This is a genomic window from Streptomyces sp. NPDC047014 (assembly GCF_040644195.1).
Classification (GTDB): Bacteria; Actinomycetota; Actinomycetes; order Streptomycetales; family Streptomycetaceae; genus Streptomyces.
The window spans coordinates 35,876-48,800 of record NZ_JBEYVX010000044.1 but is presented as its reverse complement, the minus strand read 5'-3'; the positions used below and the strand labels follow the sequence as shown (position 1 = coordinate 48,800).

11 protein-coding genes are annotated in these 12,925 nt (G+C 73.2%); 7 read left to right on the top strand and 4 right to left on the bottom strand.

Features of this window, described 5'->3' with window-relative positions:
• Positions 1–656, top strand: a 656-nt coding sequence (locus tag ABZ873_RS22335; protein ID WP_360874821.1) for a DUF305 domain-containing protein, incomplete at its 5' end; no start/stop codon positions are given.
• A gap of 185 nt (positions 657–841) precedes the next feature.
• Positions 842–1,261 (top strand): CBS domain-containing protein, encoded by a 420-nt coding sequence (locus ABZ873_RS22330; RefSeq protein ID WP_360874818.1) that lies wholly within the window; start codon positions 842–844, stop codon positions 1,259–1,261.
• Here the strand turns inward: ABZ873_RS22330 and ABZ873_RS22325 are convergent.
• From ABZ873_RS22325 to ABZ873_RS22315, 3 genes are all read right to left on the bottom strand, one after another.
• Positions 1,246–2,232 (bottom strand): alpha/beta hydrolase, encoded by a 987-nt coding sequence (locus ABZ873_RS22325; RefSeq protein ID WP_360874815.1) that lies wholly within the window; start codon positions 2,230–2,232, stop codon positions 1,246–1,248. The genes ABZ873_RS22330 and ABZ873_RS22325 overlap by 16 nt on opposite strands.
• Entirely contained in the window at positions 2,229–2,930 is a 702-nt protein-coding gene (locus ABZ873_RS22320; protein ID WP_360874812.1) for a DUF998 domain-containing protein, read from the bottom strand. The genes ABZ873_RS22325 and ABZ873_RS22320 overlap by 4 nt, the downstream gene beginning before the upstream one ends.
• 397 nt (positions 2,931–3,327) lie before the next feature.
• Positions 3,328–4,107, bottom strand: a complete 780-nt coding sequence (locus tag ABZ873_RS22315) for a hypothetical protein (protein ID WP_360874810.1) — start codon at positions 4,105–4,107, stop codon at positions 3,328–3,330.
• 301 nt (positions 4,108–4,408) lie between these two features.
• Here ABZ873_RS22315 and ABZ873_RS22310 point away from each other — a divergent pair, with 301 nt between their 5' ends.
• Positions 4,409–6,631 carry a hypothetical protein gene (locus ABZ873_RS22310; protein WP_360874807.1) on the top strand — a complete coding sequence of 741 codons (2,223 nt, stop codon included), beginning with the start codon at positions 4,409–4,411 and terminating at the stop codon, positions 6,629–6,631.
• Between the two features lie 138 nt (positions 6,632–6,769).
• The gene (locus ABZ873_RS22305) at positions 6,770–8,524 is read left to right on the top strand and encodes an NAD+ synthase (RefSeq protein ID WP_360874804.1); all 1,755 of its coding nucleotides are present in this window, start codon (positions 6,770–6,772) and stop codon (positions 8,522–8,524) included.
• Between the two features lie 60 nt (positions 8,525–8,584).
• Here the strand turns inward: ABZ873_RS22305 and ABZ873_RS22300 are convergent, their stop codons facing one another.
• Positions 8,585–9,613, bottom strand: coding sequence for an endonuclease/exonuclease/phosphatase family protein (locus ABZ873_RS22300; RefSeq protein ID WP_360874801.1), 1,029 nt, complete (start codon positions 9,611–9,613; stop codon positions 8,585–8,587).
• A gap of 353 nt (positions 9,614–9,966) precedes the next feature.
• On the opposite strand from ABZ873_RS22300, the gene panB reads away from it, so the two are divergent.
• From panB to ABZ873_RS22285, 3 genes are all read left to right on the top strand, one after another.
• The gene (gene panB, locus ABZ873_RS22295) at positions 9,967–10,836 is read left to right on the top strand and encodes a 3-methyl-2-oxobutanoate hydroxymethyltransferase (RefSeq protein ID WP_360874798.1); all 870 of its coding nucleotides are present in this window, start codon (positions 9,967–9,969) and stop codon (positions 10,834–10,836) included.
• A gap of 190 nt (positions 10,837–11,026) precedes the next feature.
• Positions 11,027–12,040: an ATP-binding cassette domain-containing protein gene (locus ABZ873_RS22290; RefSeq protein ID WP_360874795.1), complete on the top strand. Its 1,014-nt coding sequence runs from the start codon at positions 11,027–11,029 to the stop codon at positions 12,038–12,040.
• A complete protein-coding gene (locus ABZ873_RS22285) occupies positions 12,037–12,885 on the top strand; it encodes an ABC transporter permease (RefSeq protein WP_360874792.1) in 849 nt (282 codons plus the stop codon). The genes ABZ873_RS22290 and ABZ873_RS22285 overlap by 4 nt, the downstream gene beginning before the upstream one ends.
• The last annotated feature ends 40 nt before the right edge of the window (positions 12,886–12,925 follow it).

Here is a 12,925-nt window from a genome sequence, read left to right as displayed (position 1 = left end):
GCGGTGGTCAGGGAGGAGGAGCCGACCTTGACCACGATCCTGCCCCGGCCCCGGCGGCGCCCCGGACGCCGGGGCTGCACTCGGCGGACGCCGGTTTCGCCCGGGACATGGCGGTCCACCACCAGCAGGCGGTGGAGATGTCCTTCATCGTCCGCGACCGCACCCAGGACGAGCCCGTCCGCACCCTCGCCTACGACATCGCCAACACCCAGGCCAACCAGCGCGGCATGCTCTTCGGCTGGCTGGACCTGTGGGGGCTGCCGAAGGTGGTGGCGGACGAGCCGCCGATGTCGTGGATGACGGGCGCGGGCGGGCACGGCACCACCGCGGGCTCAGGCACCACCGCGGGCTCCGGCTCCGGCGGCGAGCACGCCGGGCACGGCGCGGCCAAGCCCGGGGCGCTGATGCCCGGCATGGCCACCAAGGAGGAGCTGGCCCGGCTGGGCGCGGCCTCGGGCCGGGACGCGGAGGTGCTGTACCTCCAGCTGATGACCGACCACCACCTGGGCGGCGTCGCGATGGCGGAGGGCTGCGCACGGCAGTGCGTGACGCCCGTCGAGCGGGCGCTGGCGCAGGGCATGGTGGACGCGCAGCGCTCGGAGATCACCCTCATGGCGGACATGCTGAAACAGCGCGGGGCCACACCGCGCGGGTGACGGGACACGCTCGTACGGTGGGGGGAGGCGCCCCTCCCACCCGTACGGGCGTGTGCTCGGCTCACCCGTACGGGCGTGTGCCCCTCTCACCCGTACGGCGTGCGCTCGGCGGGACAGCGTCCCGGGGGACGCCTCGCCGGGTGCGGCCGTGCCCGGTGGTGGACGGCGTTCAGGGAGGTTCAGCGATGACCACCGCCGCAGACATCATGCACGCCGGGGCCCAGTGGATCCCGGCGACCGAGACCCTGGACCGGGCGGCGCAGCTGATGGCCCGGCTCAACGTGGGGGCCCTGCCGGTCAGCGACTCCTCGGAGCGGCTGTGCGGCATCATCACCGACCGCGACATCGTGGTGGGCTGCGTGGCCCGCGGCCATGACCCGGCGCAGGTCACCTGCGGTGACCTCTGCCAGGGCACGCCGCGCTGGATCGAGTCGGACGCGGACGTGTCGGCGGTGCTGGACGAGATGGAGAGCCACCAGATCAAGCGACTGCCGGTGATCGAGAACAAGCGGCTGGTCGGGATGATCAGCGAGGCGGATCTCGCCCAGCACCTGTCGGAGGACCAGCTGGCGGGCTTCGTGGAGAAGGTCTACGCCCGGCGCTGACCCGCACCACGGCTTTCGCCCGTGCCCCCCGGCTCCGCATCCAGGACCGCCCGGACCACCTGCTCCGGGCGGTCCAGCATGACCAGGTGCCCGGCCGGCTCGGCGACCTCGAAGCGGGCGCCGAGCAGGTCGGCGAGGTCCGCCTGCCGGGCCAGCCAGTCCAGGGCGCCGCGGCGCGCGGAGCCGTCGTACCCGGCGAGCACGGTGGTGGGGGCGGTCAGCGGGCGGATCCCGCGCAGGCCGAGCAGTTCGGCGGCCATGTCCGGGTAGCGGGAGTTCTCCAGGAGGGCGCCGCGCCAGACGCGGCCGGTGCGGTAGCAGCGGCGTACGAGGTCGGGCGCGGCCGGGTCGGAGCCGCCGGTGCGGGAGGCCCGTACGGTGGCCCGGCGGGCGGCGGGACCCAGCGCGGCGGGAAGGCCGACGGCGGTCACGGCCCGGCCGAGGGCGCGGGCGGCGCCGGTGCGCAGGGCGCGCGGGAGCACCGTACGGGGATCCTCCTCCACGCTGGCGTCGAGCAGGACCAGGGCGGCGATGCGTTCGGGGTAGAGGCGGGCGAACGCCTCGGTGTGGAAGGCGGCGATGGAGTGCCCGACGAGGGTGACGGGGGCGCCGGGGCCGGTGGGGCCGGACGGGCCGGACGGGCCGGTGCGGCTGGACGGGCCGGTGCGGTCCGTGAGGTCCAGGGCGTCCAGGGCGTCCAGGGCGTTCAGGAGGCCGGCGATGCGGTGGGCCTCGCCCGCGGTGGTCGGCGGCTCGGCGGCGGGCCCGCTGAGGCCGTGGCCGGGCCGGTCGAAGCGGACGACGGTACGGCCCCGCGCCACGAGCAGCGCGGCCACCTCGTCCCAGTCGAACCAGGCCATGGCCAGCCCGGCCGCGAGCACGCACACCGGACCGCGCCCCTCGACCACCACGTGCAGCGGGACCCCGTCGACCCGGACGAAGCGGCCGGCCGGGTGCGGGGAGCGGGTCATGTACGGCCTTCCTTGTGCACGGAGTAGGCGAGCAGACCCAGCCAGATTGCCACGAGCAGCACCTGGAGCCGCTGACCGGCGCCCAGGGCCCAGGTCCCGCGCCCGGCGGTGAACATCGCGATCGCGGACAGGGTCCAGGCGGTGGCGAGCAGTTCGAGGACGACGAGGGCCGGGCCGAAGCGGGCGAGCGGCGCGAACCAGCCGTAGCGGCGGGCGGCGACGGTCAGCGCCACGAGCCCGACGAGGGCGCCCGTCATGGCGAGGCTGCTGCTGACGGCGTGGGCCTGGTGGGTGGCGGGCACCAGCCCGGCCGTCTCGCGCGCCGCGCACTCGGGGTCGGCGGTGGGCGTGCAGCTCAGCGGGAGCCAGGCGTCGGCGGCGGTGGCCGCGCCGAAGAGGGTGACCCCGGCCCAGCCGACGACCGCCCAGAGGCGGCGGGACTCTGCGTGCTTGAGCAGGCGGGTGAGCGCGAGCAGGCCGCCCGCGAAGGCGAGCAGGCCGGCGGTGAAGTCGGTGGCCCGGAAGAGGCCGCCGAGCGGCTGGTCCTGGGCGGCGAGCTCGCTGACGTACGTCTCGATGGGGTTGAGGCCCGTGGAGAGGACGACTTCGAGCACCCACGCCGTGTACGCCGCGCCGGCGAGGCCGATGAGGAGGGCGACGGGCCAGGCGGCGCGTGGAGAGAGCCCATGTGGGGACATAGTGTGATTGATCCTAGGCAGGCAGGTTCCGGGGCGGTCGGTCCTGAGATCGGATACCCACCCCGGGCAGGGTTCCGGCCATGACGCGCAGTGCTCGGCGTACCGCCGGGCCCCTCTGGCCGCTGTCGCTACTCGCCACCGCGCTGCTGCTCCCGCTGCTGCTCGGCACGGCCACGACCCCGCCGCTGGACCTCCCGGCCACCTCCCACGCCTTGGAGGACGCGGTCCGGGGGGAGTGCGTTGCCTGGGCCCGGGCGCGGGATGGGTCGGCGGTGGGTGGCGCGTGCCACATGGGGGGCGTGGGTGAGCCGGGCCGCGCGGGGGCGGTGGGGGCGCGGTGGGGGTGGGGGTGCGGCAGCCCGGCTCCGCTGGGGACAGGAGCGGACGCGGCTGGTTGTCAGTGTGCCCAGGGCAGACGAACGGCCTCGATCTCGGAGTCGTTCAGCAGTGCGTTGACGAGGGCTGGAGGACCGGCGATCTTGGTAGCCCACAGGTCGTAGTCGGTGCACAGGATCCAGGAGTGGTCATCGGCCCAGAGGTTGGAGGGGCTGAAGTCCGCTTCGGACTGGTCGTAAAGGATCTCGGCATCGCCGAGGCGACCCGCACGCACGTGGAGGTTGTCGAAGTCGACGGCTCCGAGCGTCAGCGGGTTGTAGTAGGCCAGGCAGCGGGTGTCGGCGCCTGCGGGACTGTAGTGGGTGAGGACAGTGACCAGCCGGCTCCAGGTCTCCCGGTCCAGGCTTCCTTCGGTCGGCGGGATCATGCTCAGTGGCCAGCTGCCCTTCTTCTTGGCCGAGGGGAAGCAGCGGTAGGAGGGCATCAGTCCGTCGGGCACCATCGGGTCGCCGGTCCGCCGGGCGAGCTCGGCCCATCGCAGCCGCCGCCAGCCGGGTCCGGGGTGCCGGGCGCGGCCCAGACCTCCCCCCGTGGCGATGCTCACGGTGTCGAGGTCGTGGCCTCCGACAGTGTGGGGCCGGGTGCTCCCGTCGGCGAGACGGGCCTGGTGGTACTCGTCGTACGACACTTCGGTCTGTCCCTGCTCGTGCTCGTACACGGCGTTGAGCACCCACACCGCGTCAGGCATCGCCGGAGGCATGAACCCGGTGAGGCCGTCGCCGCACAGCTCCAGCAGCCAGTCGGTGGCCCCAGGCGGCACGAGCGGCCACAGACGAGACATCGGATTCGGTTCCTCGGACATCCGCTGATGGTCCCAGGCGCGAATCCGCCCTTCTGCGAGGGGCCGCGCGAGTACCCGGATGACCGGTCGCACCAGCCTTTTGAACTGCGACTTCAAGTGGGTGGCAACTCATACGGGCTGCCGGGCGCGTGCGTCAGGTGCCGGGTGCGGGGTGCCGGTATGGGGGTGCGGGGTGTGGCCCGTGCCGGGGGTGGGTGCGGGATGTCGGTGCGTGGGGCGCGGGCGCGGGGAGCGGGCGGTAAATCGGACAGGCGTGCGCGTTTGGCGTGGCACTCTTGCTGTGATCACGACAGCTGCGACAAAGGACGTCCTCGCCGGTATGACCACCCCGCCCAACACCCCGAACTCCAGCCCCGAATCGGATCCGCCGAGCACGGACGACCTGTCGCTGACCAAGCACTCGGCTCCGGAGGTGCGGGCGGCCGGTGAGCCGGCCGACGCCACTGTGGTGCTGCCGACTGCGTCGGAGGCCGGCGGCCGTGACGCGCAGGGCGCGGACGAGGCCGCCGCTGACGCGACCGTCACCCTGCCGACCACCACCCCGGCTTCCGCCGACGCCACCATGGTGCTTCCGGCCGCGTCGGGCCCGGCGGACTCCGCCGCGCCTGCGGCGGCCGACGCCCAGGCCGGGGCCGACGCCACTGTGGTCCTGCCCGCCGCGCCGGTGGCTGCCGACGACACCGTGGTTCTGCCGGACGCTCAGGGTTCCGAGGCCGGGGCCGTGGCCACTCCCGCCGCTGACGCCACCGTGGCGCCCGAGGGGGCGGCGGAGTCTGGGGCTGGCGACTCGGCCGGCTCGACGCTGTCGTTCGACAAGGCCGCCGACGCCTCTGTCGAGAGCCCGGCTGAGGCTGTCATGGAGGACTCCCCCGCTCCGGCTGTGTCCTTCGGCAAGGCTTCCGCCGAGGCCGCTGCTGAGCCCGTAGTGGCGGACTCTCCCGGTCCGGTGGTGCCGCTCGGCAAGGTGCCGGGGGAGGCCGTTGCGGAGGGTTCGGGTGCCCCGGCGGTGAACTTCGGCAAGGCTTCCGCCGCAGAAGGTGCTGGCGCAACTGCCGTTCAGGAGAACGCCGCCCCTGAGGCCCCGGCCCCCGCCGCTACGGAGCCGACCCCGGGGGACGTCACCTCCGCCGTCGCAGCCGAGGCTCCCGCGTCCGCCGCCGCGCAGGGCAGCGCCCCCGGAGCCCCCGCCGCAGCAGGGCCGACCCCGGCGGACGGCGGCTCCGCTCTGGGTGCCGAGGCTCCGGCTCCCGCCGCCGCGCAGGCCGCAGCACCCACCGGCGCAGCCCCGGCCGATGCCGCTGCTACACCCGCCGCAGCGGGTCCGACCCCCGGGGACGGCGCCTCCGCTCCCGGTGCCGATGCTCCGGCTCCCGCCGCCGCGCAGGGCACCGCCCCCGGAGCCCCCGCCGCAGCGGGGCCGACCCCGGGGGACGGCGGCTCCGTTCTCGGTGCCGAGGCTCCCCCGGCCCCCGGCGCGCCGCACGCGCACGCCTACCCCTACCCCGCCCCCGTGCGGTCCGCCTTTGCGCCGCCTACCGCCGCTGATCTTGCCGCCGGGCGGGAGGCTCAGGCTGCCTATGCCGCGCAGGCCGCGCAGCCCGTACCCGCAGGCCACGGGGGTGGCGGTGATGCCTGGGGGCAGCCGCCCGTGGGGCAGGGGCCGTACCCGGGGTTTGTTCCGTCGGCGCCCCGCCCCGCGGGGAACGGGCTGGCCGTGGCTGCCGTGATCCTCGGGAGCTTCGGGATCTTCCTCGGGGTGATCCCGTTCCTCTTCTGGGCCGGGACCCTGCTCGCCCTCCTCGCCATCGGCCTGGGCATCGGCGGAATCGTGCGCGCCTCCAAGGGCGCGCCGAACCGGGTGATGGCCATCGTCGGCACCGTCCTCGGCGGGCTCGGACTGCTCGCCTCCGTCGGCGGTTTCTTCATCACCGTCGCCGTCATCGACGAGCCCGGCCGCTTCGAGCGGACCGGCGATCACGGGTACGGGCGCGACCATGACTTCGGGTTCGACGGGGAGGGTGACGAGTTCTACCCCGGAGAGGACGAGGACTGGCCCACCGCCCCGCCCTCGCCCTCCCAGGTCCCCGGCCTGACCAGCGCGCTGCCCTTCGGGGAGACCTTCACCTACCCGAACGGCGTCAAGGTCAGCCTCTCCGCCCCGACCGCGTACCAGCCGAAGGGGAGCCTCGCCCGCGAGCGGGTCAAGAACGCCGTCCAGCTCACCGTCACCATCACCAACGGCTCCACCGCGCCGCACGAGGTGATCTACGCCATGCCCAACGTCCGCGACGACAAGGGCATGACCGCCGACCTGGTCTTCGACAGCGGCGGCAGCGGCGGCAGCGCCGTGCCGAAGATGATCAAGGGGTCGATCCTGCCCGGCGAGAGCGCCAGCGGCGTCGTCGCGTTCGAGATCCCCGAGGGCACGAAGAGCATCACCGCCGACATCTCCGCCGGCACCCGCCTCGAACGGGTGATGTACTCCGGGCCCATCGCCCGCTGAGCCGCCGGAGCGCGGGCGGGGAGGACGGGCGCGGTCGATCCCCGTGGCCGATCCCGGCGGTCGGTCCCCGCCCGCCTCCCCACCCGCAACACCCCGGGTCCAGGACATCGCGTCAGAAAGACGATTACACTGGCTCCCGTGCCTCAACTACGCCTCGCGCTGAATCAGATCGACGCGCACGTCGGCGACATCGCCGCCAACGCGGACTCCGTCGTCCACTGGACCCGGCACTCCGCCGAGCAGGGCGCCCACCTGGTGGCCTTCCCCGAGATGGTGCTCACCGGGTACCCCGTCGAGGACCTGGCCCTGCGCTCCTCCTTCGTCGAAGCCTCCCGCTCCGCGCTCCGCACGCTCGCGCGGCGGCTGGCGGACGAGGGCTTCGGGGAGCTGCCCGTCGTCGTCGGCTACCTCGACCGCACCGAACAGGCCGTGCCCCGGCTCGGCCGCCCCGCCGGCTCCCCCGAGAACGCGGCCGCCGTACTGCACCGGGGCCGGGTCGCCCTGCGCTTCGCCAAGCACCACCTGCCCAACTACGGCGTCTTCGACGAGTTCCGCTACTTCGTACCGGGCGACACGCAGCCGGTGATCCGGGTGCGCGGCGTCGACGTGGCCCTCGCCATCTGCGAGGACCTGTGGCAGGACGGCGGCCGCGTCCCCGCCACCCGCTCCGCCGGGGCCGGACTGCTGATCTCGGTCAACGCCTCCCCCTACGAGCGCAACAAGGACGACCAGCGCCTGGAACTGGTGCGCAAGCGCGCCCAGGAGGCCGGCTGCACCCTCGCCTACCTCGCCATGATCGGCGGCCAGGACGAGCTGGTCTTCGACGGCGACTCGATCGTCGTCGGCGCCGACGGCGAGGTCATCGCCCGCGCCCCGCAGTTCTCCGAGGGCTGTGTCCTCGTCGACCTCGACCTGCCCGCCGCGCTCCCCGACGCCCCCGAGGGCGTGGTGGCCGACGGGCTGCGCATCGACCGCGTGATCCTGTCCGAGGAGCCGGTGGAGCCGTACGATCCGGTCGTCCCCGGCGGGTACGCCGAACGCCTCGACGACGACGAGGAGGTGTACGACGCGCTGGTCGTGGGCCTGCGCGCGTACGTCACGAAGAACGGCTTCCGCTCCGTCCTGATCGGGCTCTCCGGCGGCATCGACTCCGCGCTCGTCGCCGCGATCGCCTGCGACGCGGTCGGCGCGCAGAACGTGTACGGCATCTCCATGCCCTCGAAGTACTCCTCCGAGCACTCCAAGGGCGACGCCGCCGACCTCGCGGAGCGCACCGGCCTCAACTTCCGCACCGTACCGATCGAGCCGATGTTCGACGCCTACATGGGCTCGCTCGGCCTGACCGGTCTGGCCGAGGAGAACCTCCAGTCCCGGCTGCGCGGCACGATGCTGATGGCCGTCTCCAACCAGGAGGGGCACCTCGTACTGGCCCCGGGCAACAAGTCGGAGCTGGCCGTCGGCTACTCCACCCTCTACGGGGACTCCGTCGGCGCGTACGGCCCGATCAAGGACGTGTACAAGAGCGACGTCTTCCGGCTCGCCCGGCACCGCAACCGGGCCGCCGCCGAGCGCGGCGAGACCCCGCCGATCCCTGACAACTCGATCGTGAAGCCGCCGAGCGCCGAGCTGCGCCCGGGGCAGGTGGACACGGACTCGCTGCCGGACTACCCGGTGCTCGACGCGATCCTGGCCCTGTACGTGGACCGGGACCAGGGGCTGGACGAGATCGTGGCGGCCGGATACGACGCCGCGCTGGTCGCGAAGACCCTGCGGATGGTGGACACCGCCGAGTACAAGCGGCGCCAGTACCCGCCGGGCACGAAGATCTCCGCGAAGGGCTTCGGCAAGGACCGCCGGCTGCCGATCACGAACGGCTGGCGGGAGCAGGCGTAGCGGATCCGCCACGGCCCCACCGCCGGCGGACCCGCCACGGCCCCACCGCCGGCCGGTCCGCTACGGCTTCACCGTCAGCCGGGCGGCGACCGGCAGGTGGTCGCTGCCCGTGCGCGGCAGGGTCCACGACGCCTCCGGCCTGGCGCCGCGCACCATGATCTGGTCGATCCGCGCCATCGGGAACTGCGCCGGCCAGCTGAACCCGAAGCCGTCGCCCGCCGCGCCCTGCGTGGAGCGCATCTGCGAGGTGACCTCGGACAGCGCCCGGTCGTTCATCGTGCCGTTCAGGTCACCGAGCAGGACGACCTGCTTGAGCGGTTCGGCGGCGAGCGCGGCGCCCAGCGCGTCGGCGCTGTTGTCGCGCTGGTTGGCGGTGAAGCCGGCGTTCAGCTTGACCCGGACCGACGGCAGGTGGGCGACGAAGGCGGCGACCGGCCCCTGCGGGGTGGCGACGGTGGCGCGCATGGCGCGCGTCCAGCCCATCCGGATGTCGACGGGGGCGCTCGCGCTCAGCGGGTACTTGCTCCACAGCCCGACGGTGCCCTCGACCGAGTGGTACTTGTACGTGCCCGCGAGGGCCTTCTCGTAGACGGGGACCACGCTGCCCTTGAGCTCGGTCAGGGCCAGGACGTCGGCCCCGGAGCGGGCGACGGACTCGGCGGTGCCGCGCGGGTCGGGGTTGTCGGCGTCGACGTTGTGGGTGGCGACGACCAGGTTGCCGCCCGTGCCGGACTTGTCGGTGACGAGCCCGCCGAAGAGGTTCAGCCAGACCGCCGTGGTCAGCAGGACGGCCAGCAGCGCCGTCGCCGACTTCCGGAACACCGCGCCCGCCACCAGCAGCGGGATGGCCAGGCCCAGCCAGGGCAGGAAGGTCTCGGTGAGGCTGCCCAGGTTGCCCACGTCGTTGGGCAGCTCCGCGTGCAGCACCATGACCAGGCAGAGCAGGACCGCGATCGCGGCGAGCACCCAGCCGCGGCGCCAGATGCCGGGGTCGCGGCGCAGGTCGTCCAGGCGGCGCCGGAAGCGGGATCCGGAGGGCTCGGGCTCCGAGCCGCCGTTCCCCGATTCCGTCATGTACGCCTGTGCCATGCCACTGCCCTCACTGCCGTGCTCGCGCTCCGTCCCCGCCCCTTGACCCTAGGCGATGAACCGGAGCCTTCCGTGCTCCCTCTCACGACCGTGCGGTGACGGTCGTATGTCCGGGAGGACGAACTGCCGTACGCAGCGGGTTCCGCTTGTCACGAAACGCGCACATTGGAGGGCCCGGCGTGGCGCGTCCGGGAGCCGGACGGGCGGGCGTGGCGCGCCGGGGAGCCGGGCGGGGCGGGCGGGGCGCGGCGTGAGGCGGCCCACTACCGCCGACGGCCCCGGTGGTGCCACCATGGTGGGTGAGTCCGGGGACGCCGTGAGGGCGCCTCGAGATGACACAAGGAGCAGTTGCAATGACGCACGCCGTTTCGCCTGCCCGCGAACCCGCAGCCGCGGCCTCCCCCACCCTGTACGGAGGCACGGGCACCCGGCGCATCACCGTCCGCGACCTGACCCTCGCCAAGGAACGCGGCGAGAAGTGGCCCATGCTCACCGCCTACGACGCGATGACCGCGTCCGTCTTCGACGAGGCCGGGATCCCGGTGATCCTCGTCGGTGACTCGATGGGCAACTGCCACCTCGGCTACGACACCACGGTCCCGGTGACCATGGACCAGATGAGCATGCTCTCGGCGGCCGTCGTCCGCGGCACGAGCCGCGCGCTGGTCGTCGGGGACCTGCCCTTCGGCTCGTACCAGGAAGGCGCGGTGCAGGCGCTGCGCAGCGCGACGCGCCTGGTCAAGGAGGCCGGGGTGGGCGCCGTGAAGCTGGAGGGCGGCGAGCGCTCGCTCGCGCAGACCGAGCTGATCGTGCAGGCCGGCATCCCCGTCATGTCCCACCTGGGCCTGACCCCGCAGTCCGTGAACGCCATGGGCTACCGGGTGCAGGGCCGCGGCGACGAGGCCGCGCACCAGCTGCTGCGCGACGCGAAGGCGGCGCAGGACGCGGGCGCCTTCGCGGTGGTGCTGGAGCTCGTACCGGCGGAGCTGGCGGCCGAGGTGACCCGGTCCCTGCAGATCCCGACGGTCGGCATCGGCGCGGGCGCCGACTGCGACGCGCAGGTGCTGGTGTGGACCGACATGATGGGTCTGACCGGCGGGAAGATGCCGAAGTTCGTCAAGCAGTACGCGCAGCTGCGCGAGACGATGACCGGCGCGGCCCGGGCCTTCGCCGAGGACGTCGTCGGGGGCACGTTCCCGCAGGCGGAGCACGCCTTCCACTGAGCGCGCGCGTGTGCGCCGCGACGGCCCGCCGGCTCCGTGTCGGCGGGCCGTCGCCATGAGTGGCGTAGGCCCCTGTCGTACGGCTGCTGTAGGCGGGCCGGAGATCTGTCGGAGGTCTGTCGGAGGTCTGTCGTACGTTTGTCGGTCGGCTGTCGGTGCTTTGTCAGTGGGGCCTGCTCCCATAGGGGGCATGACGCGAAACGACAACAAGCCCAACGCCGTGGAGGTACGGGGGCTGGTCAAGCACTACGGCGAGACCAAGGCCCTCGACGGCGTGGACCTGGAGGTCCGCGAGGGCACCGTCCTCGGGGTCCTCGGACCCAACGGGGCGGGCAAGACCACCCTGGTCCGCTGCCTGTCCACCCTGATCACCCCGGACGCCGGAACGGCGGTCGTGGCCGGCTTCGACGTGGTCCGCCAGCCCCGGCAGCTGCGCCGGACCATCGGCCTGACCGGCCAGTACGCCTCGGTCGACGAGAAGCTCTCCGGCTGGGAGAACCTCTACATGATCGGGCGGCTGCTCGACCTCTCCCGCAAGGACGCCCGCCGCCGCGCGGACGAGATGCTGGAGCGGTTCTCCCTCACCGAGGCGGCGAAGAAGGCCGCCATGAACTACTCCGGCGGTATGCGCCGCCGGCTGGACCTCGCCGCCTCCCTGATCGGCCGCCCGGCCGTCATCTACCTGGACGAGCCCACCACCGGCCTCGACCCGCGCACCCGCAACGAGGTGTGGGACGAGGTGCAGCGGCTGGTGGCGGAGGGCGCCACCGTGCTGCTCACCACCCAGTACATGGAGGAGGCCGAGCAGCTCGCGAGCGAGCTGACGGTCATCGACCGCGGCAAGGTCATCGCCCGGGGCAAGGTCGACGAGCTCAAGGCCCGCGTCGGCGGCCGGACGCTCCGGATCCGGCCCGCGGCCGCCTCGGACCTGCCGGGCATGGCCCGCGCGCTCGCGGAGGCCGGTCTGGACGGCGTGGCCGGCTCGCAGGCCGTGCCGGACGAGGGCGTGCTCCTCGTCCCGATCCTGAGCGACGAGCAGCTGACCGCCGTGGTGGGCCTGCTGGCCGCCCGCGGGTACGCCATCGCCGACCTCGGCACCTACCTGCCCAGCCTCGACGAGGTGTTCCTGGCCATCACCGGCCAGAAGCCCACCGTCGCCGAGGACCCCGCCCCCACCGACCGGAACCAGGAGGTCGCGGCATGAGCACCGTCACCACCACGAAGCCCGCGCCCGCCGCGCCCGGCCGGGCGGCGGACAGCCCCTCCGGCGAGGGCCGGATCGGCCTGCGGGCCAATCTGCGGCACATCGGCGCGCTGGTGCGCCGCAACGCGCTGCAGATCAAGCAGGACCCCGAGTCGATGTTCGACGTCCTGTTCATGCCGATCATCTTCACGCTGCTGTTCGTGTTCGTCTTCGGCGGCGCGATCTCCGGCAAGGGCAACCAGGCGGACTACGTGAACTACGTGGTGCCGGGTCTGATGGCGATGATGGGCATGAACATCGCCATGGCGGTGGGCACCGGGGTCAACGACGACTTCAAGAAGGGCGTGATGGACCGGTTCCGGTCCATGCCGATCGCGCGGTCGTCCGTACTCCTCGCCAAGATCGTGGTCGAGCTGGGCCGGATGATGGTGGCCATCGCGATCCTGCTGGCCGTGGGCTTCATCCTCGGCCTGTCGATCAAGTCCTCCGTGCTGGACCTGTTCCTCGCCATCGGGCTGTCCGCCGTCTTCGGCAGCGCGCTGATGTGGATCTTCATCCTGCTCGGTCTCACCATGAAGACCGCGCAGGCCGTCCAGGGCATGGCGATGCTGGTCCTGATGCCGCTGCAGTTCGGCAGCTCGATCTTCGCCCCGCCGACGACGATGCCGGACTGGCTGCAGGCGTTCACGGACTACAACCCGCTGTCCAATCTGGCCGACGCGGCCAGGGCGCTGATCAACGGGATGCCGGTGGGCGACTCGGTGTGGATGACGCTGGGCTGGTCGCTGGCGATCACGGTGGTGGCCATGCCGCTCGCGGTGCGGAAGTTCCGCCAGAAGACCTGACCCGCGGGCCGATCCGTTCGGATCGCGTCCCGGGCGGACA

Excerpts from the sequence above, each read along its gene's own strand:
- ABZ873_RS22300 (WP_360874801.1), bottom strand. The coding sequence starts at position 9,613 with ATGGCACAGGCGTACATGACGGAATCGGGGAACGGCGGCTCGGAGCCC.
- ABZ873_RS22290 (WP_360874795.1), top strand. The coding sequence starts at position 11,027 with ATGACGCGAAACGACAACAAGCCCAACGCCGTGGAGGTACGGGGGCTG.
- panB (WP_360874798.1), top strand. The coding sequence starts at position 9,967 with ATGACGCACGCCGTTTCGCCTGCCCGCGAACCCGCAGCCGCGGCCTCC.
- ABZ873_RS22320 (WP_360874812.1), bottom strand. The coding sequence starts at position 2,930 with ATGTCCCCACATGGGCTCTCTCCACGCGCCGCCTGGCCCGTCGCCCTC.
- ABZ873_RS22330 (WP_360874818.1), top strand. The coding sequence starts at position 842 with ATGACCACCGCCGCAGACATCATGCACGCCGGGGCCCAGTGGATCCCG.
- ABZ873_RS22325 (WP_360874815.1), bottom strand. The coding sequence starts at position 2,232 with ATGACCCGCTCCCCGCACCCGGCCGGCCGCTTCGTCCGGGTCGACGGG.
- ABZ873_RS22315 (WP_360874810.1), bottom strand. The coding sequence starts at position 4,107 with ATGTCTCGTCTGTGGCCGCTCGTGCCGCCTGGGGCCACCGACTGGCTG.
- ABZ873_RS22285 (WP_360874792.1), top strand. The coding sequence starts at position 12,037 with ATGAGCACCGTCACCACCACGAAGCCCGCGCCCGCCGCGCCCGGCCGG.